This is a genomic window from Allobosea sp. GW823-FHT02B03 (assembly GCF_058797755.1).
In genome coordinates this window covers 28,027-51,379 of record NZ_JBXAJY010000007.1, presented here as the reverse complement: position 1 = coordinate 51,379, position 23,353 = coordinate 28,027, and the positions used below count along the sequence as shown (strand labels likewise).

The window sequence follows — 23,353 nt, the reverse complement described above, 5'->3', positions numbered from 1 at the left end:
GGGTGCGTGGCACGGGACCGGGCAGGCAGGTCGTCACGACCCGTTCGCTCGCGGCGTCCGGCCGGTATCGCGCAAACCGTCGATACGGGCCGGACCCCGGCGACCATGGGATAGCGAATTAGAGAAATTCTGAAACTGGTCAGTTCGCCGCGGATGGGCTTCGCCTGTGCGGCCGCCCGCGGCGTTTCGCTTCACGATCCCGTGGGGGCGGCGCGCGCTGCGATCTCGCTGATCCACTCCGCGACATTGGCGGTGAAGGCGTCCGGTCGCGAAACCGGGAAATAATGCCCGCCGGTATCGAGCATTGTCTTGCGCGCGCCCGGCAGGCCGGCGGCGAGCTCGTCCTGCAGGAAGGCGGGAACGACCATGTCGTCCCGCGCGCCGAGGATAAGGACCGGCAGCGCCAGGCTGGCGCTCCAGGCTGAGCCGTCGAAGGAGCGCAGCGCGTCGATGCGCTCGCGCATGATCTGCCTTTCCTCGTTCGTCGCCGGCGCGCCGGCGACCGCGCCTTCGTAGACGTTCCAGTGCGCCTCCAGCCAGGTCGGCGGATAGGCCATCAGCGTTGCGCTCGCGGCGTAGGCGCGCGGGTGCTGGTCGAGAATGGCGAGGCGCGTCTCGAACAGGGCCGACATATAGCGGTTCTGCTTCAGCCAGCTGCCGCTCAGGATCAGCCCGGCGAGCCGGTCGGGGGCCTGGCGCGCCAGCGACAGGCCGATGCAGCCGCCGGTCGAGTGCCCGAGCAGCACGGCGCGTTCGACACCGGCAGCGTCGAGGACGGCAAGGCAGTCCTGTGCCAGCTGGTCGATCGTCGAGCGCGCGGTGCCGCGCGTGCTGGAACCCATGCCGCGCTGGTCGAAGCGCAGCACCCGGAAGGAGCGGGCGAGGGTCGCGGCATTGTCGTCCCAGAAGGCGGCGGTTCCGTTGATGCCGCTCACCAGCAGCAGCACCGGTCCTTCGCCCTGCGAGCAGCCGCGCAGCACGGCGCCATCGGCGGTGTGCGCCTCGAATTCGCCGCTCACGGCACGCTGTGCGACGGCGCTCATCGGGCCTCGCCGGCGAAGGGGCGGCGGTTTGCGCGGGTCTGTGTCATTGCTGCGTCTCCTTCGGCGCCAAGGCGCCTTTCACTTATGCTGGTTGAAGCTCGCATCGGTCCAGCCGAACACGGTGCGCGCCTCGATCTCGGCGACGTTTTCCGGCCGCGGGAAGGGCTCTGGCGCCGGTTCGCCGGTCCTGCGCGGCCGGCCGATCTGTGCGAAGAACTCGTCCAGCCCGCCCGGCATGATCAGCCACAGGAAGGTCAGCGGCTCGTCATGCGGATTGAGGAAATGATGCTTGCGGTCGCGGCCGACGAAGACGCAGGAGCCTTCCTCGAGCGGATGATCGACCCCGTCCATGCGGGCGATGCCGCGCCCCCGGACAACGAAGATGATCTCCTCGTTGCGATCATGGGTATGCTCGCGGATGAAGGAGCGCGGCGCCACGGTCTGCGTCCCCATGGCGAAGCGGTTCTCGCTGGAGACGGCCTTGTCGTTGAGCAGGTTGCGCACGAAGCCGTTGGCCGGGACCGGCTGCCAGAAGCTCTCGCCGTCCTGCGCGCCAAGCACCTTGATCTCGCCGGCAGGTCGCTCTGTCATCGCCGTATCCCCTCGCCCGGCAAGGCCGGTACAGCGATCGTGCAGCCGCCTGCAACAATGTTGTAGGGGCGTTTGATCATAGCCGGGTGTGCGGGGACGCAGACCAGACGCAGCGTCAGGTCACGGCATTTTCGCCTCGCTGGGCGCCTGGTTCGTCAGCTGGCGGCGGCTCTGCTCAGCCGGCGGCCGCCACCCGAACCTTGGTGCGAGCCTGCCGCACCAGCGGCGACAGGGCAGACGCATCGTCTTGGAAGCCGGCGCGAAAATCCTCGCGCATGCGCCGGGTCCAGAACTGGTTGATGTGGTCGGCGATCGCGTCTACCGCCTCGGCTTCCGGATAGGTCTGGAAGAACTCGGCGATCTGGTCGGCCATGCGCGCGAGCTTGGCGAGCTGGTCGCTCGGCTGGCCGTGGGCATGCGCAGCCTCTGCAAGGATCTCGGTCATGGCGCCTCGGCCTCCACGGGGTTGGCCAGCGCGCCGGCGAAGATGCGGGCCGCGTCCTCGCGGGCGACGCAGACCAGGGTCAATCCGAGCACCTTTGCCCGCTCGATCGCAAGCGAGGTTGGCGCCGATATCGTGACGAGCGTCCCGGCGCCGAATATCGCCGCCTTCTCGACCATCTCGAAGGAAGCGCGGCTGGTGACCAGCACGAAGCCGTCATTGGCCGGGTGGCCCGCCCGCAGCCGCGCGCCGATCAGCTTGTCGAGCGCGTTGTGACGCCCGACATCCTCGCGGGCCGCCAGGATCGTCCCGTCGCGGCCGCACCAGGCGGCGGCATGGACCGAGCGGGTCAGCCGGTGCAGCGGCTGATGGCGCTCGAGGGATCCAAGCGCGGCAGCTATCGCCGCAGGCGCGATCGGCGCAGCGCCGCCAGCGCGCGCTTCAGCCGCCGGCAGGTCGGCAAGCGCCTCGACACCGCAGAGACCGCAGGAGGTGCGGCCGGAAAGATTGCGTCGCCGTGCCAGATGCTCGCGGAAGCGGCCGGGCGCCAGCTCGACCGTGACGATGATGCCGTTGGCCTGCGGGGAGACCGCGATCCCCCTGATCTCGTCGCCGCTGCGGATGATGCCTTCGGTCAGGCTGAAGCCGACGACGAAATCCTCGAGATCCGACGGCGTCGCCATCATCACGGCATAGGGCAGGTTGCCGTAGACGATGTTGACCGCGGCCTCGACCGCGACTTCGGCGCTCGCGGCCTCCGACCGGCCGGAGGCGAAGCGCAATGTCGAGGCCGGCGTCGCGACGCTCGCCGGTGGCTGGGCTGGCGGGCTATTCCGCGGCATCGGGCAAGCGTCCCGCGATCAGGCGCAGCGAGACGTCTTGCTCGCGGTTGCGCTCCTGCCATTCCGAATAATAGTTCGTCCGCCGCACCTCGACCGCGGTCACCTTGTATTCCGGGCAGTTGGTCGCCCAGTCGGAAAAGTCGGTGGTGATGACGTTGGCGCCGGTCGAGGCGTGGTGGAAGGTGGTGTAGACCACGCCCGGCTGCATCCGCTCCGAGATCTCGGCGCGCAGCGAGATGTCGCCCGAGCGGCTGGCGAGCGCGACGAGGTCGCCATCCTTGATGCCGCGGCTCTCGGCGTCGAAGGGGTGGATCTCCAGCACGTCCTCGTCATGCCAGGCCTGGTTCTCGGTGCGCCTGGTCTGGGCGCCGACATTGTATTGCGAGAGGATGCGCCCGGTGGTCAGGATCAGCGGGAAACGCGGGCCGGTTCGCTCCTGCGTCGGCACATATTCCGTGATCATGAACTTGCCCTTGCCGCGCACGAAGCGGTCGACATGCATCAGCGGCGTGCCCAAAGGCGCCTTGTCGTTGCAAGGCCACTGAACCGAGCCGAACTCCTCGAGCTTGGCGTAGCTGACACCGGCGAAGGTCGGGGTCACCAGGGCGATCTCGTCCATGATCTCGCTCGGGTGGGCGTAGTTCATTTCGAGGCCGAGCGCCCGCGCCAGATCGATGGTGACCTGGAACTCGGCCTTGCCGGAGAGCGGCGTCATCACCTGGCGGACGCGGTTGATGCGGCGTTCGGCATTGGTGAAGGTGCCGTCCTTCTCCAGGAAGGAGGAGCCCGGCAGGAAGACATGGGCGTACTTGGCCGTCTCGTTCAGGAAGAGGTCCTGGATGATGACGCATTCCATCGCGGCGAGACCGGCCGTGACATGCTGGGTGTTCGGGTCGGACTGGGCAATGTCCTCGCCCTGGACATAGAGCCCCTTGAAGCTGCCGCCGACCGCATCGTCGAGCATGTTCGGGATGCGCAAGCCCTGCTCGGAATCGAGCTGGACGCCCCAGAGCTTCTCGAAGATATCGCGCGTGGCGTCGTCGGAGACGTGACGGTAGCCGGTGAATTCGTGCGGGAACGAGCCCATGTCGCAGGAGCCCTGGACATTGTTCTGGCCACGCAGCGGATTGATGCCGACGCCCTCGCGACCGATATTGCCTGTCGCCATGGCAAGGTTGGCCATCGCCATCACCGTGGTCGAGCCCTGGCTGTGCTCGGTGACGCCGAGGCCATAGAAAATCGCGCCGTTGCCGCCGGTGGCGTAGAGGCGGGCCGCGGCGCGCAGATCAGCGGCCGGCACACCGGTATATTGTTCGCTCGCCTCCGGTGAGTTGCGCTCCTCGGCGACGAAGCGGACCCAGACCTCGAAATCGGCGAGATCGCAGCGCTCGCGGACGTAAGTCTCGTCGATCAGCCCCTCGGTGACGACGACATGGGCGAGCGCGTTGACCAGCGCGACATTGGTGCCGGGCTTGAGCTGGAGATGGTACTGCGCTTCGATATGCGGCGACTTGACCATGTCGATCCGGCGCGGATCGGCGACGATGAGCTTGGCGCCCTGGCGGATGCGCTTCTTCATCCTGGAGGCGAAGACTGGGTGGCCGTCGGTCGGGTTGGCGCCGATGACCAGGATGACGTCGGCCTTCTCGACCGACTTGAAGTCCTGCGTGCCGGCCGAGGTGCCGAGCGTGGTCTTCAGGCCGTAGCCGGTCGGCGAGTGGCAGACGCGGGCGCAGGTGTCGACATTGTTGTTGCGGAAGCCGGCGCGCACCAGCTTCTGGACGAGATAGACCTCCTCATTGGTGCAGCGCGAGGAGGTGATGGCGCCGACCGATTCCCGGCCATATTTGGCCTGGATGCGCTTGAACTCGCTGGCGGCGTAGGCGATCGCCTCGTCCCACGAGACCTCGCGCCAGGGATCGGTGATTGCCTCGCGGATCATCGGCTTGGTCATGCGGTCCTTGTGGGTCGCATAGCCCCAGGCGAAGCGGCCCTTGACGCAGGAGTGACCTTCGTTCGCCTTGCCGTCCTTGTAGGGCACCATGCGCACGACGCGGTCGCCCTGCATCTCCGCCTTGAACGAGCAGCCGACGCCGCAATAGGCACAGGTGGTGACCTTGGAATGCTCGGGCTGGCCGAGCTCGATCACCTTGTTCTCGATCAGCGTCGCCGTCGGGCAGGCTTGGACGCAGGCGCCGCAGGAGACGCATTCGGACCCGAGGAAATCGGTCGGCCCGGCGGCGACGCGCGAATCGAAGCCGCGGCCGGTGATCGTCAGCGCGAAGGTGCCCTGCACCTCTGCGCAGGCGCGCACGCAGCGATTGCAGACGATGCATTTCGACGGGTCATAGGTGAAGTAGGGGTTGGAGGTGTCCTTGGGCAGCCAGCTCTCGTTGGCGTAGCCCTCCATCGTCACGGGCTTGACGTGGTTCTCGCCCTCATAGCCGTAGCGCACCTCGCGCAGGCCGACGGCGCCCGCCATGTCCTGGAGCTCGCAATCGCCATTGGCCGAGCAGGTCAGGCAGTCGAGCGGGTGATCGGAGATGTAGAGCTCCATCACGCCCTTGCGCAGGCCGGCGAGGTTCTCCGACTGGGTGCGCACGACCATACCGTTCTCGGCCGGGGTGGTGCATGACGCCGGCGTGCCGCGCCGCCCCTCGATCTCTACCAGGCAGAGCCGGCAGGAACCGAAGGGCTCGAGCGAGTCGGTGGCGCAGAGCTTCGGGATCTTCGTGCCCAGGCTCATCGCCGCCGCCATCACCGAAGTGCCGGCCGGGACGGTGACACTCTCGCCGTCGATGGTCAGCGTGACCGTGGTCTCGGCGACCCGGATCGGCGTTCCGAAATCGATTTCCTTGATCAGGCTCATCGATGTCTCCTCACTCGGCCGCCAGCGGCAGGCGCTCGGGCGGCGGGCGGTCGAAATCCTCGGAGAAATGGTTCAGCGCGCTCATTACCGGCATCGGCGTCAGCCCGCCCATGGCGCAGAGCGAGGCGTCGGTCATCAGCCGGTTGAGATCGCGCAGCACGGCGAGATTCTTCGGCCGCTCATGGCCGGCGATGATCTTGTCGACCAGCTCGACGCCGCGCGTCGCGCCGATGCGGCAGGGCGTGCACTTGCCGCAGCTTTCCTTGGCGCAGAACTCGAAGGCGAAGCGGGCTTGCTTCGCCATGTCGACGCTGTCGTCGAAGACGACGATGCCGCCATGGCCGAGCATCGCCTTGATGCCGGCCAACGCCTCGTAGTCCATGGCGGTGTCGAGCTGCTTTGCGGTGAGATAGGCGCCCAGCGGTCCGCCGACCTGCACCGCCCGGATCGGGCGGCCCGAAAGCGTACCGCCGCCCATCTCCTCGATGATCTCGCGCAGCGAAATGCCGAAGGCGAGCTCGATCAACCCGCCCCGCCTGACATTGCCGCCGAGCTGGACCGGCAGCGTGCCCCGCGAGCGCCCCATGCCGTAATCGGCATAGGCCTTGCCGCCATGGTCGAGGATCCAGGGCACGGCTGCGAAGGAGAGAACGTTGTTGACGACGGTCGGCTGGCCGAACAGGCCCTGCAGGGCCGGGATCGGAGGCTTGGCCCGCACGATGGCGCGCCTTCCCTCGATGCTCTCCAGCAGCGAAGTCTCCTCGCCGCAGATATAGGCGCCGGCGCCGACCCGGACCTCCATGTCGAAGCTGTGGCGCGAGCCCAGCACGGCGGCGCCGAGAATGCCGGCATTGCGCGCCTTGAGCACGGCGCGCTGCATCGTCCTGATCGCGTGCGGATATTCCGAGCGGATATAGAGATAGCCCTTGGTGGCACCGACCGCGATCGCGGCGATCGTCATGCCCTCGATCAGCAGGAACGGGTCGCCCTCGAACAGCATCCGGTCGGCGAAAGTGCCGCTATCGCCCTCGTCGCCATTGCAGACGATGTACTTCTGCTCGGCCTTGGCGTCGTGGACCGTCTGCCATTTGATCCCGGTCGGAAAGCCGGCGCCGCCGCGCCCCCGCAGGCCGGACGCCTTGATCTCATCGACGATGCCCTGGCCCGACAGGGCGAGTGCCTGTTCCAGCCCCTTCAGTCCGCCATGGCCACGATAATCGGCAAGCGACAGCGGGTCGGTCACGCCGACACGCTCGAAGGTCAGGCGCTGCTGGCGCTTGAGCCAGTCGAGCTCTTCGGTAGGCCCGAGGCGCAGGGCATGCGCGCCGCCGTTCTGGAAATTCGCCTCGAACAGGCCTGCGATGTCCTTGGTCGCGACCGGGCCATAGGCGACGCGCCCCTCAGCCGTCTCGACCTCGACCAGAGGCTCCAGCCAGAGCATGCCGCGCGAGCCGTTGCGGATGCGTTCGACGGCGATGCCGCGCGCCTTTGCTTCCTGCGCGATGGCTTGCGCGACCGCCTCGGCGCCGACCGAAAGCGCCGCGGCGTCGATCGGAACGTAGATGCGGATCGCCTCGCTCATTGCCGCGCTCCGCACAAAGCCGCGACGCGGTCGGCGTCGACGCGGCCGATCAGCTCGCCCTCGACCAGCGCGGAGGGGCCGAGCGCGCAATTGCCGAGGCAGTAGACGGTCTCGACCACCGCATCGTGGCTGCCGCCGTGCCCTTGGCCGTCGACGACGATGCCGTGCTCGCGGGCGAGGTCCTCGACCAGCGTCTCGCAGCCCAGCGCCTGGCAGGCCTCGGCCCGGCAGAGCTTCACCACGCGGCGCGGTGGGGGCGCGGTTCGGAAGTCGTGGTAGAAGGAGATGGCGCCGTGGACATCGGCCCGCGACAGGTTGAGCGCCTCGGCGATCAGCGGCACTGCCTGCGGATCGACATAGCCGAACTCTTCCTGCAGCGCGTGCAGGATCGGCAGGGTTGCCCCTTCGAGATGAGCCAGGCCCGACACAATCGAGCGCGCCTCGTCCTGGTCCCAGGCTGGGTAATGGACCATCGTCCCTCCTCCGTGCGGACCGTTCTCCGGGCCCGCGCCTTTTGAGGAAGGGTGGCGAAGTTTAGGATGATTTCAAATCGTTTGTTCTGACTGTTCGATAGTTGTGAGCTATCAAAGCGATAAGTTCGGCTTCCGAGATGGGTGCGCTGTGGCGAGAAAATGCCGATAACCATGGCTTATCGCGCGGTCGTGCAGATGGGGCGCCAGGTGCTACAGCCCGATCGATAGCTGTCGTCTATTTTACGATAGGGCGTCGCGGCAGCGCCGCCTCGGTCACCGTCTCCGACATCGCGAGCAGGTTGCGGGCAAGCGGAGCTGCGGGCTGGCGATCGGCCATGATCAGGCCGATCATGCGCTTGGCGTCGGGCGCGGTGAGCGGCAGCGCCTTGGTGCCGAGGGGGACGCCGAAGAACTCCAGCAGCTGGATCGAGACGATGCTGGAAACACCCTGGATCCCGGCATGCGAGCACAGGTTGAAGATCGAATTGGTCTCGATCGCCGGCTTCGGCGCATGCCCGACCGAGCGGAAGATGCCGTCGATGATCCGCCGGTTCTGCATGTCCGCCGTCAAGAGGCAGAGCTTCAGCGCCGCCGCTTCGGCCCAGCTGATCGTCTCGCGCTCGCCGAGCGGCCCGTCCTCGCGGGTCAGCAGCACATAGGATTCCTGGTAGATCGGCTTTGAGACGACGCGTTCCAGCGGCTCGTTGTCGAGATAGGTCAGGCCGACATCGAGCTCGAAATTGTCGATCCCGTTCTGGATCTCGGTCGAGGTCAGGGACAGCACCGTCAGCGAGGCGCCGGGATAGCGTGTCGAGAACGGCGCGGTGATATGGGCGATCATCGGCAGGGCGGTGGGGACGGCGCCGAGCCTGATCCGGCCGCTGACGCCCTCGCGCAGTTCCGCGATAGCGTCCTTCATCTGGTCGGCCTCGGCGAGGATGCGCCGCGCATGGGCGAGCACGACCTCGCCTTCCTTGGTCAGCCCCTGGAAGCGCCGGCCGCGCTCGACGATCAGGATGCCGAGTTCCTCCTCGAGTTGGGCGATGGCGGCCGACAAGGTCGGCTGCGAGACATGGCAGGCCTCGGCGGCGCGGCGAAAATGCTTCTCGCGGGCGAGCGCGTCGAGATAGACCAACTGGCGGATGATCATGCGGCGGTTGTGCCCCGGCGTCGGCGCGAGCGTTTCGTCGGCGAGTAGTTCGTGGGCATCAGCATTTCGGTAGCGGCCCGCCTTGGCAAGCGCTAGAGCCGCGAGGTCCCGTCCTGTTCGTCGCCGCAAGGCCTGGTCTACATGAGTTCATATCTTCGACGTGCGGTGGAGGGCATCCGCTCGCGCTTGGTGCTGAGCCGCGATCTCCACGCCCCAATTGTGGAGCGTCCGGCGTGAGCGTCGTCCTCGCCTGCGATCTCGGCGGCACCTCATTCCGGGCCGCGCTCGTCGATGCGCAAGGGCGGATTCGCGCCCAGAGCGCCATTCCGGGACCTGCGAGCGTCGATGCGGCGGGCGCGTCCGAGATCGAGGCCGATGCCTGGTGGCGCCTGCTGATCGAGGCCTGCGCCGGGCTCGTCCGGGAGGCACCCGAGCTCTTCGCCGCGGTCGAGGCCGTGGCGATCTGCGGCGTCACCCGCACCCAGGTCTTCATCGGCCGGGACGGCCGGCCATTGCGCCCGGCGATGACCTGGAAGGACACGCGCTCGGAAAGCGCGGTCGTGCGCCTGCGCGAGCGGCTCGACCGGGCCCATCCCGAGACGGCGGCGATCAACGCCTTCCACCCACTGGCGCGGCTCGCCTGGCTGGGCGAAACCGAGCCGGAGACGGTTCGCGGCCTCGCCTCGGTGCTGGAGCCGAAGGACTATCTGAATTTCCGCCTGACCGGCCGACAGGCGAGCGACCCGGTTTCGCTGGCGCGGCTGCTCGCTTCGGCGGCCCCGGCCGCGGGCGGTGACCTGCTCGGCGCGATCGGGCTTTCACAGGCGATCCTGCCGCCCTTGCTGGAACCCTGCGAGTCGGTTGGCGAGGTGCAGCCCGGTCTGCCGGCGCCGCTAGACCGGCTGGCGGGGTGTCCGGTCTTCTGCGCCTCGAACGACACCTGGGCAGCAGTGGTCGGTCTCGGCGCGATGCGCGACGGCTTCGCCTATAACATCTCCGGCACCACCGAGGTGTTGGGCATGATGGGTCGGGAACCTGCCCGCGCCGAAGGCCTGATGACCGTGGATTGGCGCGGCCTGTTCCAGCTCGGCGGCCCGAGCCAGAACGGGGCGGACACCGTCTCCTGGCTGCTGTCGCTGCTCGGCCGGGACGAGGAGGGTGGCATCGGGCGCGAAATCGACGCGCTGCTCGCCGGCGTTCGCCAGCCTCAGCCGTTGCTGTTCCTGCCCTATCTCCAGGGCGAGCGCGTGCCTTACTGGAATCCGGGATTGCGTGGTGCCTTCATCGGCCTCAACCGCCAGCATGGCGCGACCGATCTCGCCTATGCCGTGCTGGAAGGCGTCGCTTTCCTCAACCGGATCGTGCTCGAGCGTGCCGAGGGCGCGATGGGCGTCCCGGTTGCGGAGATCCGCTTCGGCGGCGGCGGCGCTGCAAATCCGGTCTGGAGCCAGATCAAGGCCGATATCTGTAGCCGGCCGGTGGTTGTCGGCGCTTCCAAGGAGCCTGGCCTGCTCGGGGCCGCGATCATCGCCTTCACCGGCCTCGGACGCTTCGCCTCGCTGGGAGAGGCGCAGGAGGCGCTGGTCACCACCGCGGCCCGTTTCGATCCCGATCCCTCCCGCAAGGCGGCCTATGACGCGCTTTTCGCGCTCTATCGGCAGGCAGAGCAGGCACTGGCACCGATCTCGCAGGCGCTCGCCGGCTGGCGGCCGGGCGGCACCGGGATTTTCACAGGCATGGGGGCGGATCGCGATTGAGGTTGCCGCATTCGATTTTGCGCCTTACCGACGGGCATCCGAACGTCCGAGATCTCTGATGCCATCGCCCGATCCCGCAGTGCCGGTTCCATCTCTTCCTCGCCCGGCAGGTAGGGCGGCCTGATGGGTCGTCCCGTCACCCTGATCACCGGGGCTTCCGGCGGCATCGGCGGCGCGCTCGCGATGACGCTGGCGCCGACGCACCGTCTCGTCCTCTCCGGGCTCGAGGCCGGCCCGCTCGCGGAAATGGCGCAACGCCTCCAGGCCGATGGCGCCGAAGTCGCGGCCCTGACCGGCGACGTGCGCGACCATGGGCTCGGCCCGGCGCTGGTCGAGCTCGCCATCGAGCGCTTCGGCCGGCTCGACAATCTCGTCACCGGGGCGGGTGCCTCGCGCCCGGTGCCTATGGTCGAGATGGAGGACGAGGAGTGGGAGAAGTTCGTCGACATCAACCTCTCTGCCGTCTTTCGCATTTCCAAGGCCGTCTCGAAGCACCTGATCGCCCAGGGCGAGGGTGGCGCCATCGTCCACATCTCCTCGATCGCCCATAGCAATGGTGGCGCGAACCTCGCCTATGGCGCGGCCAAGGGCGGCGTCGCGACGCTGACCTACGGCATGGCCCAGCAGCTTGGCCGGCACGCGATTCGCGTCAACGCGGTCGCGCCGGGCATCATCGACACGCCGATGGTGCGCGGCGGCTTCGCCAAGGAGTTCGACGCGCTGGTCGAGGGTGCCTCGCAGCGCACCCCGCTCGGCCGGCTGGGCCGGCCCGAGGACGTCGCCGGCGTCATCGCCTTTCTGCTCTCGCCGGGAGCCGCCTTCGTCACCGGCGCGCTGATCCCGGTCACCGGCGGCATCGAAATCCTCTCGCCGATCTCGGCGATCGCCAAGGGGCCGGCGTGATGGCCGGCATGAGCATGCGCGACTTCATCGGCCGCTATGGCACCGCGGTCGCGGGGCTTCTGCTGATCATCTTCTTCGTCGCCTTCGCGCCGAACTTCGCGACGACGATGAACATCGTCAACGTGCTGAAGGATACGAGCTTCCTCGCCATTCTGGCGCTCGGCTTCGCGCTCGCCTTCACCGTCGCCGAGCTCGATCTCTCGATCTCGGAGATGGCGAGCCTCGCTGCCGTGGTCTGCGGCTGGCTGGTGCAGTTGCAGTATCCGCCGCTGGTCGCTGTCGCGGCGGCGCTCGCCGTCGGCATCGTGCTCGGCTCGGTCAACGGCTATGGCGTCACCGTGCTGCGCATCCCCTCGCTAATCATGACGCTCGGCACCGCGGCGATCGCCAAGGGCTTCGCCTTCATGATCACCCAGGGCGTCGCCTTCGTCGGGCGCTGGCCCACCGGCTTCACCGGGCTGGCCCGCGGCTACACCTTCGGCATCCCCAATCTCGTGCTCTGGCTCGCCGGGGTCACGCTCTTCGCCTGGGGGCTGGTAAAGTGGACCCGCACCGGCGCCCATATGGTTGCGACCGGCGAGGCTGACGAGGCGGCGCGGCTCGCCGGCATCGCCACGGCGCGCATGAAGCGCATCGGCCTCCTGCTGGCCGGCGTGCTCGCCAGCATCACCGCCGTCCTGCTTGCGGCCAACCTGTCCTCGGCGGCGCCCAACATGGCCGGCGACTACCTGCTCTACGCGATTGCCGCCGTCCTGCTCGGCATGACCATGTTCGAGCCGGGCAAGCCGAACGTGCCGGGCACGGTCTTCGCCGCGCTGGTGCTCAAGGTGCTCGGCAACGGCTTGGTGCTGCTCGGCCAGCCCTATTACGTTCAGGATATCGTTCTCGGCCTGATCATCATCGGCTCGGTCGCCTTCTCGGCCAGCGCGATGAAGAAGGCGGCGTTCAAGGTCTAAATCAGCCATCGCAAGGCTACGGGGAGAGCTCATCATGGTCGGTATCAGGAAAATCGTGCTGGCTGCGGTTGCCGCGGTCGGGTTCGGACAGGGCGCGCAGGCTTTCGAGCTCGGCGTAATCGGTTTCCAGTTCTCCTCGGAGACCCATGCCCGCGTCGCCAACGCGGCGGCGGCCGCGGCCAAGGCCAAGGGCTGGAACGTCACCCTGCTCAACTCGGAAGGCGCGCTGCCCAAGCATGCCGAGCAGTTCGACGCGCTGATCGCCAAGAAGGTCGACGCGATCATCATCGCCATGGGCAAGCCGGTCGAGGCCGACGCCCAGTTCAAGGCGGCCAAGGACGCCAAGATCCCGGTCATCACCGTGCAGTCTGGCGCGAGCCCGCATGCGCTCTTCGACATCCAGACCAACGAGTACAAGGTCGGCGCCGAGGCTGCGCTCTATCTGCTCGGCCAGCTCGGCTACCAGGGCAACATCGTCTCGGCCCGCTTCGACCTCAACGTCGCCTCGCGCATCCGCGGCAAGCTGCTCGACGCCGCGCTCTCCGAGAACCAGGCGGTGAAGGAACTCGGCAAGTTCTCGATGGCCCGCACCCAGAGCTGGCGCGACGATGTCCGCGCCGGCATGCAGGCGCTGCTCCTGCAGAACCAGGGCAAGATCAACGGCATCTGGGCTTCGTTCGACGGCCAGGCCTACATCATCGACGACCTCTTGCAGGCGCAGGGCGTCAAGAAGGGCCAGATCCCGCTGGTCTCGGTCGATGGCGGCAAGGAGACCTATGCCCGCATCGCCGACCCGGCCTCGACCTTCATGGCGACCGTATCGATCCCCTTCGAGGAGATGGGCAAGCAGGCGGTCGACGCGGTCCAGACCATCGTCGTCGACAAGAAGCCGAAGGAGACCATCACCTCCGGCCCCTACCTTTTCACCGACGCCGTGCTGGTCGACAAGAACAACGTCCAGCAGTTCCTGAAGTAGAGCTCGCAACGAGCTTTTCGTCGTCATGGTCGGGCTTGTCCCGACCATCCACGTCTTCGACACGCGATCGTGCCGTTCAAGACGTGGATGCTCGCCACAAGGGCGAGCATGACGGGGAGTGAACCCCGGAGCCATCTGCCATGACCGCCACCCCCCTCCTGTCCCTGCGCGGCATCGGCAAGAGCTACGGCCCGGTCGTGGCGGTGCGCGAGGTCGATCTCGACATCCATCCCGGCGAGGTCGTGGCGATCTGCGGCGACAACGGCGCCGGCAAGTCGAGCCTGATCAAGGTGATCTCCGGCGCCGAGGAGGCGACGGCGGGCACGATCTTCATGCGCGGCAAGGAGGTCGTCTTCGCCTCGCCGCATGATGCGCTGAGCCATGGCGTCGCGACGATCTACCAGGACCTCGCACTCGCGCCGCGTCTCTCCATCGCCCAGAACGTCTTCATGGGCTCGGAGCTGACGAAGCCCGTGCTGCTGCCCTTCCTGCGTGTGCTCGACAAGAAGAGGATGGCGCAGGAGGCGCGCGGCTTCCTCAAGCAGCTCTCGGTCACGGTCGAGGACATGGACCGGCCGGTCGAGCGCCTCTCCGGCGGCCAGCGTCAGGCGGTGGCGATCTCTCGTGCCCTGCGCTGGAAGGCCGAGATCATCATCATGGACGAGCCGACGGCGGCGCTCGGCGTCAAGGAGACGGCGCTCGTCCTCGACCTGATCCGCAAACTCAAGGCGGACGGCAGGACGGTGCTGCTGATCAGCCACAACATGCGCGACGTGGTCGCGCTCGCCGACCGGGTGGTGATCATGGGCGCCGGCCGAAAATACGTCGACCAGCCGCTCGGCGACCTCACCGCCGACGATCTCAGCCACATGATCATGGCCGGCAACGCCCGGGCGGCGTGAAGCATGACGGCCATGCCTTCCCGAGCCCTCATCCTGAGGAGCCGCGTAGCGGCGTCTCGAAGGATGGTCCAGAAGGCTCCCGTGCCGTCTGGTGCATCCTTCGAGACGCGATCTGCGATCGCTCCTCAGGATGAGGGCGGGAAGGAGCATCCCGAATTGGCAAGGCGAGGCTGCCGTGACTGAAACCATCATCATCGACACCGATCCCGGCCAGGACGATGCCGTCGCGCTGCTGCTCGCCTTCGCCAGCGCCGCCGAGCTCGATCTCAGGGCGATCACCACCGTTGCCGGCAATGTCCCGGTGGCGCAGACCACCGCCAATGCGCTGCGCATCCGCGAGCTTGGCGGGCGCGAGGACGTGCCCGTCCATCGCGGCGCGGACGTGCCGCTGGTCTTCCCATTGTCGACGGCGGAGTTCGTCTGCGGTCCGGACGGGCTCGCCGGCGCCGACCTGCCGCCGCCGCGCGGCGAGGCTGCGCCCGGTCACGCCGTCGAGGCGCTGATCGCGATCCTGCGCGCCGCGGCTGACGACGGTGTCACGCTCTGCCCGCTCGGGCCGCTGACCAATCTCGCGCTCGCCTTCCGGCTGGCTCCGGATGTGCTGCCGAAAGTGAGGCGCATCGTCTTGATGGGCGGGGCACTGGCGCTCGGCAACGTCACCCCGGCGGCCGAGTTCAACATCCATGTCGACCCGCATGCGGCCGCGATCGTCTTCGGCTGCGGTCGGCCGATCGTGATGATGGGCCTCGGCGTCACCCTGCAGGCGATCGCGGCGCACGAACAGGTCGCACGCCTGCTCGAGCACGGCAACGCGGCCGGCCGCACCGTTCACGGCATGCTGACCCGGCCTCGCCCGGGTGGGCTCGGCACGGTCGGCCACCCCATGCACGACCCCTGCGTCATCGCCTTTCTGCTCTGGCCCGAACTGTTCTCCGGCCGCGACTGCCATGTCGAGGTCGAGACCGCCGACGGCCCCTTGCGCGGGCGTACCACCATCGACTGGAACGGCCGCCTGAAGCGCGAGCCCAACGCCCATGTCGTCGCGACTGTCCAGGCCGAGGCGCTGTTCGAGCGGATGTTCGCCCGCCTCGCGACCCTGCCCTGACCGGAGAAGATCATGTCCCATTTCGTCGAGGATCTGCAGCAGGAGGCTGCCCAGGTTGTCGCCTCCATGCAGAAGGCCGCCCTTGCCGCGCGTCACATCCACGCCCGTGCCGAATTGATGCGGCACATGCTGACGACGGCCCGCAAGGTCGCCGCCAAGCCGAAGGCCGAGGCTGTCGAAACCGTCGTGCGCGAATGGATGGACGCCTGGAATCTCGGTCGCGCGGAATGGCCGCATATCGCCCGCGAGATGGAGGCCTTCACCGAAGCCTTCCACGACTATGCCAATGATCCGAGCGACGCCCATGACGCCGCGTTGCGCCAGAGCTGCGAGGCGCTCGACGCCGCGCTCGCGCGCGAAGGCACTTCGATCAGCGACCAGATGGCCTTCCGCTCGCAATGCGCCCATCGCTGGTGGGAGCTGGTCGTGCCGGTCCCGGCCGATCTGCCCGGCGCCAAGCCTCGTCCTTCGGTTCCGCCATTGACGGAAGGCGCGCCGTTCTGGGCGGCCGGCTGCGCCGATTTCTGCCGGTGAACGCCTTGCCTAACGCCGTCGGCGCGGCCCATCTGCGCGCACTGACGCCGGATGATCTCGACGCCTGCCATAGCCTGTCGCAACAGGTCGGCTGGGCGCATCGGCGCGAGGACTGGGCGCTGGTGCTAGGCCTCGGCCAGGGGCTCGCCGCTATCGTCGAAGGCGGGCTCGTCGGCACCGCGATGTGGTGGACGTTCGGCTCCGGCCACGCCTCGCTCGGCAGCATCATCGTCGCGCCCGAGCGCCAGGGCGCCGGCCTCGGCAAGCTGCTGATGCAGGGGCTGCTCGATGCCACCGGAGGCCGTTCGCGCGGCCTGATCGCGACCGAGCAGGGCCGGCCGCTCTATGCGAAATATGGCTTCGAGCCGGTCGGGACGGTGCTGCAGCATCAGGGAGCGGCGCCCGCTGTCGGGGTTCCGCCCCTGGGTCCGGGCGAGACTCTGCGCCTTGCGACGGCGGCCGACCTTCCCGTTTTGGCCGCGCTCGACGAAGCCGCGACCGGTCTCCCGCGCGCCCCGGTTCTCTCAGCTCTGCTCGGTCGCGGCGAGGCGTACGTCCTGGAACGGGACGGCGTCGCTGCGGGCTACTCCGTCCTGCGCCGTCACGGGCTCGGCTGGCTGGTCGGCCCCGTCGCTGCCGTCGACGAGCGGGACGCGCGCTGGCTGATCGCTCATGGCCTGGCGGCCCGGCCAGGCGAGTTCATCCGCGTCGACGTGCCCGCGCCGACGGGCCTCGGTAGCTGGCTGACGGAGCTGGGCCTGCCGGAGGTCGATACCGGCCTGGTGATGTTGTGCGGCGAGCGGCCGGCACCCCCCGGCCCGGCCAGGCTCTTCGCGCTGGTCAACCAGGCGCTGGGCTGACCAGCAGGACGGCAGCGACCGGCGCCTTCGCCTGCAGGCCGCTCCAGCCGTGATACAGGGTGTACAAGCCGACGAGCACGATCAGCAGGCCCGAGACATACGGCGCCCGTGCCGCGATGGTCGACAGCCAGTTCGACCGTTTCTCGACTACTCGCAGGCTGAGCGAGGCGGCGACACCGACCGAGACCAGCGTCAGCGCGAGGCCGATCGAGAAGCACAGCACCAGCACGGCGCCGAGCGTGATCTCGCGCAGCTGCATGCAGATCAGCAGCACGGTGATCGCGGCCGGGCAGGGGATCAGGCCGCCGGTCAGCCCGAACAGCGCGATCTGCCAGTTCGTCACGGGCCGGCCGGCGAAACGCTGCCGGATGTCTTCGGCATGGGCGCGCTGATGGGCGTCCATCGGCTCGTCGTCTCGGCGATGGGTCTGGTCATGGGGATGAGAGTGGCCGTTTCCATGAGATTGCCCATGGGAATGCCCGTGCGAATGATGATGACCATGTGTGCGGCCATGAGAGGCCGTGTGTAGCGCGGCTTGCTCCGACCTGGTCCGCCAGATCATCCAGAGCGCGATCGCGATGATGATCAGACCGGAGGCGAGTTGGAACCAGGGCTCCGTCGCCTCCGCGTCGAGGTCGCGCGCGAGGTAGAGGCCGGTCAGGGCCACCGCCCAGACCACCAGCGTATGCGAGAGCGTCGCGGCGAGGCCGAGCAGGACGGCCTGCAGCACGGAGCCACGGACGGCGACGATAAAGGCCGCCATCATCGTCTTCGAATGGCCGGGTTCGAGCCCATGCAGGGCGCCGAGCAGGATCGCACTCGGAATGAACAGCCAGGCATGGCCCGCACCCTGTGCGAGCAGTTCGGTGAAACCAGGCACGAAACGGCGTCCCGGATTGGGGGCGGGGCGCGCGCTGCCGTACCGTCCGGCTCTGCCGGCGCTGGTCGGGGGCGCCCGCCTCGTCCTTGCCTGCCCGATCCTCGGGGATGCGCCCGGTCTCGCGCCGGCGCCTGCCCGATCGGGCCGCCGCCCGTCTGGTGCGAATCCTGCTCGGCTCGCTGGGAGCTGAGAGCAGGCTTGCGCAGGATCGACATGCACGAGCAACGTGGACGGTCTATAACCTCCCGGGGAGGATAGGAGCAAGATGCAGGACGACGTTCACGCCCGGATCCATCATCACAGGCACCCGGAGGTCATCACCAGGCTGAAGCGGGCGGAGGGACATCTGCGTTCGACCATCGAGATGGTCGTCAATGTTCGCTCCTGCCTCGACATCGCGCAGCAATTGCAGGCGGTCGAGGGCGCGATCGCAAATGCTCGCAAGATCCTGATCCAGGAGCATATCGACCACTGCCTGGAGGAGGCTGCCGGCCACATCCCGGACGGTTCGCGCGAACTCCTCGCCGAGTTCAAGGCGATGACCAAGTTCCTTTGAACCGGTCCCAGCGAATGGCCGGGTTGCCCGCATGGCGGTGGCGATCCTGCGCCCGCTCGCGCATGATCGCGATTGAAACGATTTAATCCAAAACGGAGGAATTATGCTTGACGATCTGAAGGGCATGCGCGCCCTGATCACCGGCTCCAGCACCGGCATCGGCGCGGCCGTCGCCAAGGCCTATGCGGCCCATGGCATGCGCGTCATCGTCCACTACAAGTCGAGCGAGGCGGAGGCCAATGCGGTCGTCGCCGAGATTCGCGCGGCGGGCGGTGAGGCCCATGCGCTCAAGGCTGACGTCTCCGACAGCGCCGCGACCGAGGATCTGGTCGGCAAGGCGGCCGAAAAGCTCGGCGGTCTCGACGTCCTCGTCAACAATGCCGGCGCGCTGGTCAAGCGCACCCCGATCGGCGAGGTCGACGATGCCTTCTTCGACAGCGTCGTCGACCTCAATGTCCGCTCGGTCGTGATGGCGTCGAAGGCTGCGCTGCCGCATCTCAAGCAGTCCGGCCATTCCAGCGTCATCAATCTGAGCTCGGTCGCGGCGCGCAATGGCGGCGGCCCAGGCTCCTCGCTTTATGCCAGCTCGAAGGCCTTCGTGCTCAACCTGACCCGCGGCATGGCCAAGGAGTTCCTGCCCTTCGGAATCCGCGTCAACGCGGTCTCGCCGGGCGTGATCATGACGCCGTTCCATGAGCGCTATTCGACGCCCGCGCAGATCGAGGCGATGCGCCAGACCATTCCGATGGGGCGCGTCGGCACGCCGCAGGAGAATGTCGGGACATTCCTGTTCTTCGCCAGCCCGTCGATGAGCGGCTACATCACCGGCCAGACCCTCGAGGTCAATGGCGGCCAGTTCATGGTGTAGCCGGCAAGGCGTCGACGCGGAGCTTGACGCGCCCGTCGACGCCGACAATGGTCGGGCCGTTGGGGTGGTTCGGGGTGGCCGGTGACAGTGTTGAGCAGCAATCCGGCCTCGGTCCGGCATCGACGTCCTGTCGCGCCGGCGGCGCTCCTGCTGGCCGGCCTGCTCGCCGGCTGCGCCGGCGACGTCAAGGGCGTGCTCGGGCCCGTCGAAGCGACGGTGCCGGGTGCCAGCAAGGTCACGATGCTGGTCGCGACGACGCGGGCGCCCGATGCCGATGAGGGCGTCCTGTTCTCGGGCGAGCGCGGCAAGAGCGCCTTCGCCGAGATTACCGTTTCGCTGCCGCCGGACGGCAAGCGCGCCGTCGGCGAGGTGCAGTGGCCACAGCGGCTGCCCGGCAATCCGGCGACCGACTTCGTCACACTGAAGGTCGACAAGCTCGACCGGACCGCCGCGCTGGCACGCCTGCATACGGCGGCTTCAAAGGTGCCGAAGCGCCGCGTCATGGTCTTCATCCACGGTTTCAACAACCGTTTCGAGGATGCGGTCTATCGCTTCGCCCAGATCGTCCATGATTCCGGCGCCGAGGTCGTGCCGGTGTTGTTCACCTGGCCCTCGCGCGGTTCGATCTTCGCCTATGGCTATGATCGCGAGAGCACGAATTACTCCCGCCACGCCCTCGAGAACCTGCTGCAGGCGCTCGCCCGCGACCCGGCGGTCGGGGAGGTCTCGATCCTCGCCCATTCCATGGGCAACTGGGTCACGCTCGAGGCGCTGACGCTGATGGCGATCCGCAATCGCGGCATTCCCGCGAAGATCGCCAACGTCATGCTGGCGTCGCCGGACGTCGACGTCGACGTCTTCCGGACCCAGGTCAAGGAGATGGAAGGGCGCCGCCCGAAGTTCACCCTGTTCGTCTCGCAGGACGACCGGGCGCTTGCCGTCTCCCGCCGCGTCTGGGGCTCGACCGCCCGCCTCGGCGCGATCGACCCGGATGTCGAGCCCTATAAGAGCGAGATGGAGGCGGACAAGATCACCGTCCTCAATCTCACCAAGCTGAAGAGCGGCGACAGCCTGAACCACGGCAAGTTCGCCGAGAGCCCCGAGGTCGTGAAGCTGATCGGCACGCGCCTGGTTTCCGGCCAGCCGATCACCGATTCGCGCGTCGGCATCGGCGACCGGCTGATCCAGGCGACCGGCACGGCCGCTGCAGCGGTCGGCACGGCCGCCGGCCTCGTCGTCTCGGCGCCGATCGCCGTCATCGACCCGCATACGCGCAATAATTTCGGCGACAAGGTCGAGGAGCTCGGACGCAACATCCAGGATGCCGGCGAGACGGCCGGGCACGCCGTGACCTCGCCATTGGAGCGCGTCAGCCAGCCCAGATAGGGGCCGGGCTCCGCCGGGCGAAGGGCTCGACGTCGGCTCCGACGATGGCTGGACAAAGTGAAAGCCGCTTCTCGGCCATCAGAGTCACGCGATGAACGAGGGGAGCGCCAAGCCGGTGCTTTTGCCGCACGGCATGGCGATCCTCTGGTCGCGGCGATGGGCCGAGCCGGCGGCCCCCGCATCATCAGCGGTTGAAGCGCACCGGTACCGACAGCGAGATCGTGCCGCCACCGCCGACGCCGGCCGGAGGCGCCGGGACCGGGCTGGCGCGCCGGATCATCGCGGCGGCCTCCTCGTCGAGCGCCGCATTGCCCGACGAGCCGACGACGCGCGAGGATAAGACACGCCCGCCCCGGTCGATCGAAAAGGCGACCTGGACAGTTCCGGGATTGGCGCCGCCGGGGAAGCGCTTGTAGCGGTTGAGATGGGCGATCAGCATGCCCCGCCAGGAGGCGTTCGAGACCGATGGTTGCGATGCCGTGCCCTGCGCCGCGGCGGAGGGAGCAGAGGCCCGCGGGGTCGAGGCCTCGGGGGCGGCCGCCTCGCGCGCCTTTGGGCGATCGGGCTCGACCGGCCGGCGCACAACCTTGGGCTTCGGCTTCTCCTTCTTCTCGACGACCTTCTTCGGCGGCGGCTTCTTCTCCGGCAGTTTCAGATCGGGCGGCGGCGGCAGCAGCACGGCATCGAGCTGCGGGATCGAGGGCAGGTCCGGCAGCTTGATCTCGGGCTGCTCGACCGGGGTCGGCTCGGGCTCCGGTTCGGGCTCGGGTGGCGGCGGCTCCGGCGGGGTCTCCTTGACCGGCTCCGGCGGCTGCTCTTGCTCGACCCTTTCGGGCGCGACCGGAAGCTCCTCCTGCGGCGCCTCGGGCGCGACGGAGACGGCAGCGAGCTCGATCATGATCGCGGGTTCGGGAGCGCCGGCCGCGGCCTCGGTCGGACGCCAGTTGAGGGCGACCCAGGCCATGCCGCCATGAACAGAGGCGACGGCCAGTGCCGCCGTCGCCCAGCGCAGGGCGGCGAGGCTGCGCCTTTGGGGTGCGATCGCGATCACGGCTTGGCGGCTCCCGCCTGGCCGGTATCCTCGAGCCCGACCAGCGCGATCTTGAGATAGCCGGCTTGGCGCAGGCTGTTCATCACTTCCATCAGCTCGCGATAGGCTACCGCGCCGTCGGCGCGCAGGAAGACCCGCTGCTCGCGATCACTGCCGGTCTGGCGGTCGAGCGTCGCCTGCAATTGCTCGCGTGCCACGGTGTCGTTGCCCAGCGCCAGCGAAAGGTCCTGCTTGACGGTCAGGAAGATCGGCTTGTCGGGGCGGGGCTGCGGTTGCGCGTTCGAGACCGGCAGGTCGACCGCGACGTCGACCGTCGAGAGCGGCGCCGCCACCATGAAGATGATCAGCAGCACCAGGATCACGTCGATGAACGGCGTGACGTTGATCTCGCTGACCTCGCCGAGATCGCCGTCCTGTGGCTCCTTGAGCGAAACCGCCATCGTCGCTTACTCCACCCGGGCGCGCGGCATCGCCGCGGCCTGTGCCGGAACCGCATGCAGCCCGGCGCGCGTCTGCAGGGCGACGGCGCGGCGCGTCCGCTCGAGATCGCGCGAGAGATGGCGCAGCACTTCGCCGGAAGCGTCGGAGAGCGTCGCCCGGTAGCCGGCGATCGAGCGCGAGAAGACGTTGTAGATGATCACTGCCGGGATCGCCGCGACGAGGCCGATCGCGGTCGCCAGCAGCGCCTCTGCAATGCCGGGGGCTACGACGGCGAGATTGGTGGTCTTCGCCTGGCTGATGCCGATGAACGAGTTCATGATGCCCCAGACCGTGCCGAACAGGCCGACGAAGGGCGCCGTCGAGCCGATCGTCGCCAGCAGGCCGGTGCCGCGCGCCATGCTGCGCCCGGCCCGGGCCTCGATCCGCGACAGCGAGATGGCGACGCGTTCCTTGACGCCGTCCTCGCCGAGATCGGTGGAGCGCTCGCGCTCGCTCTGCGCTGCGGCGACCAGGAACGCCACCGGACCTTGCGCCTGGCCCTTGCGGCCGGCGATGGCCTGAGCCGCTTCGTCGAGGCTCGCAGCCTGCTCCAGCCGCCGCGTCGCGCGCTGGGCGCGGGCCTTGGCGGCGGCGAGCTCAACGGCCTTGGCGAGCCAGATCGTCCAGGTCACCAGCGAGGCGAAGGCGAGGCCTACCATCACCGCCTTCACGACGATGTCGGCGGCCATGAACATGCCCCAGGGCGAGAGGTCGTGCGGCAAGGTCGCCTGCACGGCCGGGGGCGAAGCGGGGACGGCAGGCGGCGAAAGCGGCGTCATCGCGGAAGGGGTGGACGGGCCGCCGATCGTGCCATGGGGCACCGACTGAGGTGTTTCTGCCACCGGCGCGCCGTGTACTGACGGCGCAGGCTGAGTTTGCGTCTCGCTGGGCAGGGCCGGAGCAGCTTGGGAGGGAGCGGCCTGAACGGGCGTTGCCTGGGGTTGAACGGTCTGCGCGATGCCGGTCGAGAGCGCCCCCGGGAGGGCAACGAGGCTCATAGCGAGCAGGGCAAGGCCGATCAAACGCCGCATCAAATTGGTTCCGTAGCCTGGGCCGCGCACCTCTTGGCGGGAGCGCTGGATGAACGACGGTTGCGCGAGCGCCTTGCCGTCTTGCGGCCGCGGGGGCGTGCATCCGGGCAGAATGC

General features: G+C 68.3%; 23 protein-coding genes. 11 read left to right on the top strand and 12 right to left on the bottom strand.

What is annotated here, in order from left to right; all coding sequences use genetic code 11:
• Positions 1-191: 191 nt before the first annotated feature.
• The 8 genes from AC1REK_RS23065 to AC1REK_RS23030 all read right to left on the bottom strand — a co-directional run bounded on the left by AC1REK_RS23065 (position 192) and on the right by AC1REK_RS23030 (position 8,992).
• A complete protein-coding gene (locus tag AC1REK_RS23065) occupies positions 192-1,043 on the bottom strand; it encodes an alpha/beta fold hydrolase (protein WP_492269787.1) in 852 nt (283 codons plus the stop codon).
• A 78-nt stretch (positions 1,044-1,121) separates the two neighbouring features.
• The gene (locus tag AC1REK_RS23060; protein ID WP_316018811.1) at positions 1,122-1,634 is read right to left on the bottom strand and encodes a cupin domain-containing protein; all 513 of its coding nucleotides are present in this window, start codon (positions 1,632-1,634) and stop codon (positions 1,122-1,124) included.
• A gap of 175 nt (positions 1,635-1,809) precedes the next feature.
• Complete coding sequence (locus tag AC1REK_RS23055; RefSeq protein ID WP_492269788.1) at positions 1,810-2,079, bottom strand: formate dehydrogenase subunit delta; 270 nt, start codon at positions 2,077-2,079, stop codon at positions 1,810-1,812.
• Positions 2,076-2,918, bottom strand: coding sequence for a formate dehydrogenase accessory sulfurtransferase FdhD (gene fdhD / locus AC1REK_RS23050; RefSeq protein WP_492269789.1), 843 nt, complete (start codon positions 2,916-2,918; stop codon positions 2,076-2,078). The genes AC1REK_RS23055 and fdhD overlap by 4 nt, the downstream gene beginning before the upstream one ends.
• Positions 2,905-5,787, bottom strand: coding sequence for a formate dehydrogenase subunit alpha (fdhF, locus tag AC1REK_RS23045; RefSeq protein ID WP_492269790.1), 2,883 nt, complete (start codon positions 5,785-5,787; stop codon positions 2,905-2,907). Before fdhF ends, fdhD begins: the two co-directional genes overlap by 14 nt.
• 10 nt (positions 5,788-5,797) lie before the next feature.
• Entirely contained in the window at positions 5,798-7,369 is a 1,572-nt protein-coding gene (locus AC1REK_RS23040) for a formate dehydrogenase beta subunit (RefSeq protein ID WP_492269791.1), read from the bottom strand.
• Positions 7,366-7,842, bottom strand: coding sequence for an NAD(P)H-dependent oxidoreductase subunit E (locus AC1REK_RS23035; RefSeq protein ID WP_492269792.1), 477 nt, complete (start codon positions 7,840-7,842; stop codon positions 7,366-7,368). The genes AC1REK_RS23040 and AC1REK_RS23035 overlap by 4 nt, the downstream gene beginning before the upstream one ends.
• A 235-nt stretch (positions 7,843-8,077) precedes the next feature.
• Positions 8,078-8,992, bottom strand: a complete 915-nt coding sequence (locus tag AC1REK_RS23030) for a LysR family transcriptional regulator (RefSeq protein WP_492269793.1) — start codon at positions 8,990-8,992, stop codon at positions 8,078-8,080.
• A 233-nt stretch (positions 8,993-9,225) separates the two neighbouring features.
• Here AC1REK_RS23030 and AC1REK_RS23025 point away from each other — a divergent pair, with 233 nt between their 5' ends.
• From AC1REK_RS23025 to AC1REK_RS22990, 8 genes are all read left to right on the top strand, one after another.
• Positions 9,226-10,749 carry a xylulokinase gene (locus tag AC1REK_RS23025; RefSeq protein ID WP_492269794.1) on the top strand — a complete coding sequence of 508 codons (1,524 nt, stop codon included), beginning with the start codon at positions 9,226-9,228 and terminating at the stop codon, positions 10,747-10,749.
• A 123-nt stretch (positions 10,750-10,872) separates the two neighbouring features.
• Positions 10,873-11,652 (top strand): SDR family NAD(P)-dependent oxidoreductase, encoded by a 780-nt coding sequence (locus tag AC1REK_RS23020; RefSeq protein WP_492269795.1) that lies wholly within the window; start codon positions 10,873-10,875, stop codon positions 11,650-11,652.
• 8 nt (positions 11,653-11,660) lie between these two features.
• Entirely contained in the window at positions 11,661-12,608 is a 948-nt protein-coding gene (locus AC1REK_RS23015) for an ABC transporter permease (RefSeq protein ID WP_316018802.1), read from the top strand.
• A 34-nt stretch (positions 12,609-12,642) separates the two neighbouring features.
• Complete coding sequence (locus AC1REK_RS23010; protein WP_492269796.1) at positions 12,643-13,584, top strand: sugar ABC transporter substrate-binding protein; 942 nt, start codon at positions 12,643-12,645, stop codon at positions 13,582-13,584.
• 140 nt (positions 13,585-13,724) lie between these two features.
• The gene (locus AC1REK_RS23005; protein ID WP_492269797.1) at positions 13,725-14,486 is read left to right on the top strand and encodes an ATP-binding cassette domain-containing protein; all 762 of its coding nucleotides are present in this window, start codon (positions 13,725-13,727) and stop codon (positions 14,484-14,486) included.
• A 175-nt stretch (positions 14,487-14,661) separates the two neighbouring features.
• Positions 14,662-15,591, top strand: coding sequence for a nucleoside hydrolase (locus AC1REK_RS23000; RefSeq protein ID WP_492269798.1), 930 nt, complete (start codon positions 14,662-14,664; stop codon positions 15,589-15,591).
• A gap of 12 nt (positions 15,592-15,603) precedes the next feature.
• On the top strand, positions 15,604-16,125 hold the full coding sequence (locus AC1REK_RS22995) for a hypothetical protein (RefSeq protein ID WP_492269799.1): 522 nt from the start codon (positions 15,604-15,606) through the stop codon (positions 16,123-16,125).
• Positions 16,122-16,985, top strand: coding sequence for a GNAT family N-acetyltransferase (locus AC1REK_RS22990; RefSeq protein WP_492269800.1), 864 nt, complete (start codon positions 16,122-16,124; stop codon positions 16,983-16,985). The genes AC1REK_RS22995 and AC1REK_RS22990 overlap by 4 nt, the downstream gene beginning before the upstream one ends.
• Here AC1REK_RS22990 and AC1REK_RS22985 read toward each other — a convergent pair.
• Positions 16,966-17,865 (bottom strand): nickel/cobalt efflux transporter, encoded by a 900-nt coding sequence (locus AC1REK_RS22985; protein ID WP_492269801.1) that lies wholly within the window; start codon positions 17,863-17,865, stop codon positions 16,966-16,968. The genes AC1REK_RS22990 and AC1REK_RS22985 overlap by 20 nt on opposite strands.
• A gap of 265 nt (positions 17,866-18,130) precedes the next feature.
• Here AC1REK_RS22985 and AC1REK_RS22980 point away from each other — a divergent pair, with 265 nt between their 5' ends.
• From AC1REK_RS22980 to AC1REK_RS22970, 3 genes are all read left to right on the top strand, one after another.
• Positions 18,131-18,421: a metal-sensing transcriptional repressor gene (locus AC1REK_RS22980; protein WP_327524528.1), complete on the top strand. Its 291-nt coding sequence runs from the start codon at positions 18,131-18,133 to the stop codon at positions 18,419-18,421.
• Positions 18,422-18,524: 103 nt separating this feature from the next.
• Entirely contained in the window at positions 18,525-19,289 is a 765-nt protein-coding gene (locus tag AC1REK_RS22975; protein ID WP_316018794.1) for an SDR family NAD(P)-dependent oxidoreductase, read from the top strand.
• An 87-nt stretch (positions 19,290-19,376) separates the two neighbouring features.
• The gene (locus AC1REK_RS22970; protein WP_327524538.1) at positions 19,377-20,675 is read left to right on the top strand and encodes an alpha/beta hydrolase; all 1,299 of its coding nucleotides are present in this window, start codon (positions 19,377-19,379) and stop codon (positions 20,673-20,675) included.
• A gap of 184 nt (positions 20,676-20,859) precedes the next feature.
• Here AC1REK_RS22970 and AC1REK_RS22965 read toward each other — a convergent pair whose 3' ends face one another.
• The 3 genes from AC1REK_RS22965 to exbB are packed head-to-tail and all read right to left on the bottom strand — an operon-like array spanning position 20,860 to position 23,237.
• Positions 20,860-21,726, bottom strand: a complete 867-nt coding sequence (locus AC1REK_RS22965) for an energy transducer TonB (protein ID WP_492269802.1) — start codon at positions 21,724-21,726, stop codon at positions 20,860-20,862.
• Positions 21,723-22,166, bottom strand: coding sequence for a TonB system transport protein ExbD (gene exbD / locus AC1REK_RS22960; RefSeq protein WP_316018791.1), 444 nt, complete (start codon positions 22,164-22,166; stop codon positions 21,723-21,725). The genes AC1REK_RS22965 and exbD overlap by 4 nt, the downstream gene beginning before the upstream one ends.
• A 6-nt stretch (positions 22,167-22,172) precedes the next feature.
• Positions 22,173-23,237, bottom strand: coding sequence for a tonB-system energizer ExbB (exbB, locus tag AC1REK_RS22955; protein ID WP_492269803.1), 1,065 nt, complete (start codon positions 23,235-23,237; stop codon positions 22,173-22,175).
• Positions 23,238-23,353: the final 116 nt, after the last annotated feature.

Excerpts from the sequence above, each read along its gene's own strand:
- AC1REK_RS23065 (WP_492269787.1), bottom strand. The coding sequence starts at position 1,043 with ATGAGCGCCGTCGCACAGCGTGCCGTGAGCGGCGAATTCGAGGCGCAC.
- AC1REK_RS23060 (WP_316018811.1), bottom strand. The coding sequence starts at position 1,634 with ATGACAGAGCGACCTGCCGGCGAGATCAAGGTGCTTGGCGCGCAGGAC.
- AC1REK_RS23055 (WP_492269788.1), bottom strand. The coding sequence starts at position 2,079 with ATGACCGAGATCCTTGCAGAGGCTGCGCATGCCCACGGCCAGCCGAGC.
- fdhD (WP_492269789.1), bottom strand. The coding sequence starts at position 2,918 with ATGCCGCGGAATAGCCCGCCAGCCCAGCCACCGGCGAGCGTCGCGACG.
- fdhF (WP_492269790.1), bottom strand. The coding sequence starts at position 5,787 with ATGAGCCTGATCAAGGAAATCGATTTCGGAACGCCGATCCGGGTCGCC.
- AC1REK_RS23040 (WP_492269791.1), bottom strand. The coding sequence starts at position 7,369 with ATGAGCGAGGCGATCCGCATCTACGTTCCGATCGACGCCGCGGCGCTT.
- AC1REK_RS23035 (WP_492269792.1), bottom strand. The coding sequence starts at position 7,842 with ATGGTCCATTACCCAGCCTGGGACCAGGACGAGGCGCGCTCGATTGTG.
- AC1REK_RS23030 (WP_492269793.1), bottom strand. The coding sequence starts at position 8,992 with ATGATCATCCGCCAGTTGGTCTATCTCGACGCGCTCGCCCGCGAGAAG.
- AC1REK_RS23020 (WP_492269795.1), top strand. The coding sequence starts at position 10,873 with ATGGGTCGTCCCGTCACCCTGATCACCGGGGCTTCCGGCGGCATCGGC.
- AC1REK_RS23015 (WP_316018802.1), top strand. The coding sequence starts at position 11,661 with ATGAGCATGCGCGACTTCATCGGCCGCTATGGCACCGCGGTCGCGGGG.
- AC1REK_RS23010 (WP_492269796.1), top strand. The coding sequence starts at position 12,643 with ATGGTCGGTATCAGGAAAATCGTGCTGGCTGCGGTTGCCGCGGTCGGG.
- AC1REK_RS23005 (WP_492269797.1), top strand. The coding sequence starts at position 13,725 with ATGACCGCCACCCCCCTCCTGTCCCTGCGCGGCATCGGCAAGAGCTAC.
- AC1REK_RS22995 (WP_492269799.1), top strand. The coding sequence starts at position 15,604 with ATGTCCCATTTCGTCGAGGATCTGCAGCAGGAGGCTGCCCAGGTTGTC.
- AC1REK_RS22980 (WP_327524528.1), top strand. The coding sequence starts at position 18,131 with ATGCAGGACGACGTTCACGCCCGGATCCATCATCACAGGCACCCGGAG.
- AC1REK_RS22975 (WP_316018794.1), top strand. The coding sequence starts at position 18,525 with ATGCTTGACGATCTGAAGGGCATGCGCGCCCTGATCACCGGCTCCAGC.
- exbD (WP_316018791.1), bottom strand. The coding sequence starts at position 22,166 with ATGGCGGTTTCGCTCAAGGAGCCACAGGACGGCGATCTCGGCGAGGTC.
- exbB (WP_492269803.1), bottom strand. The coding sequence starts at position 23,237 with ATGCGGCGTTTGATCGGCCTTGCCCTGCTCGCTATGAGCCTCGTTGCC.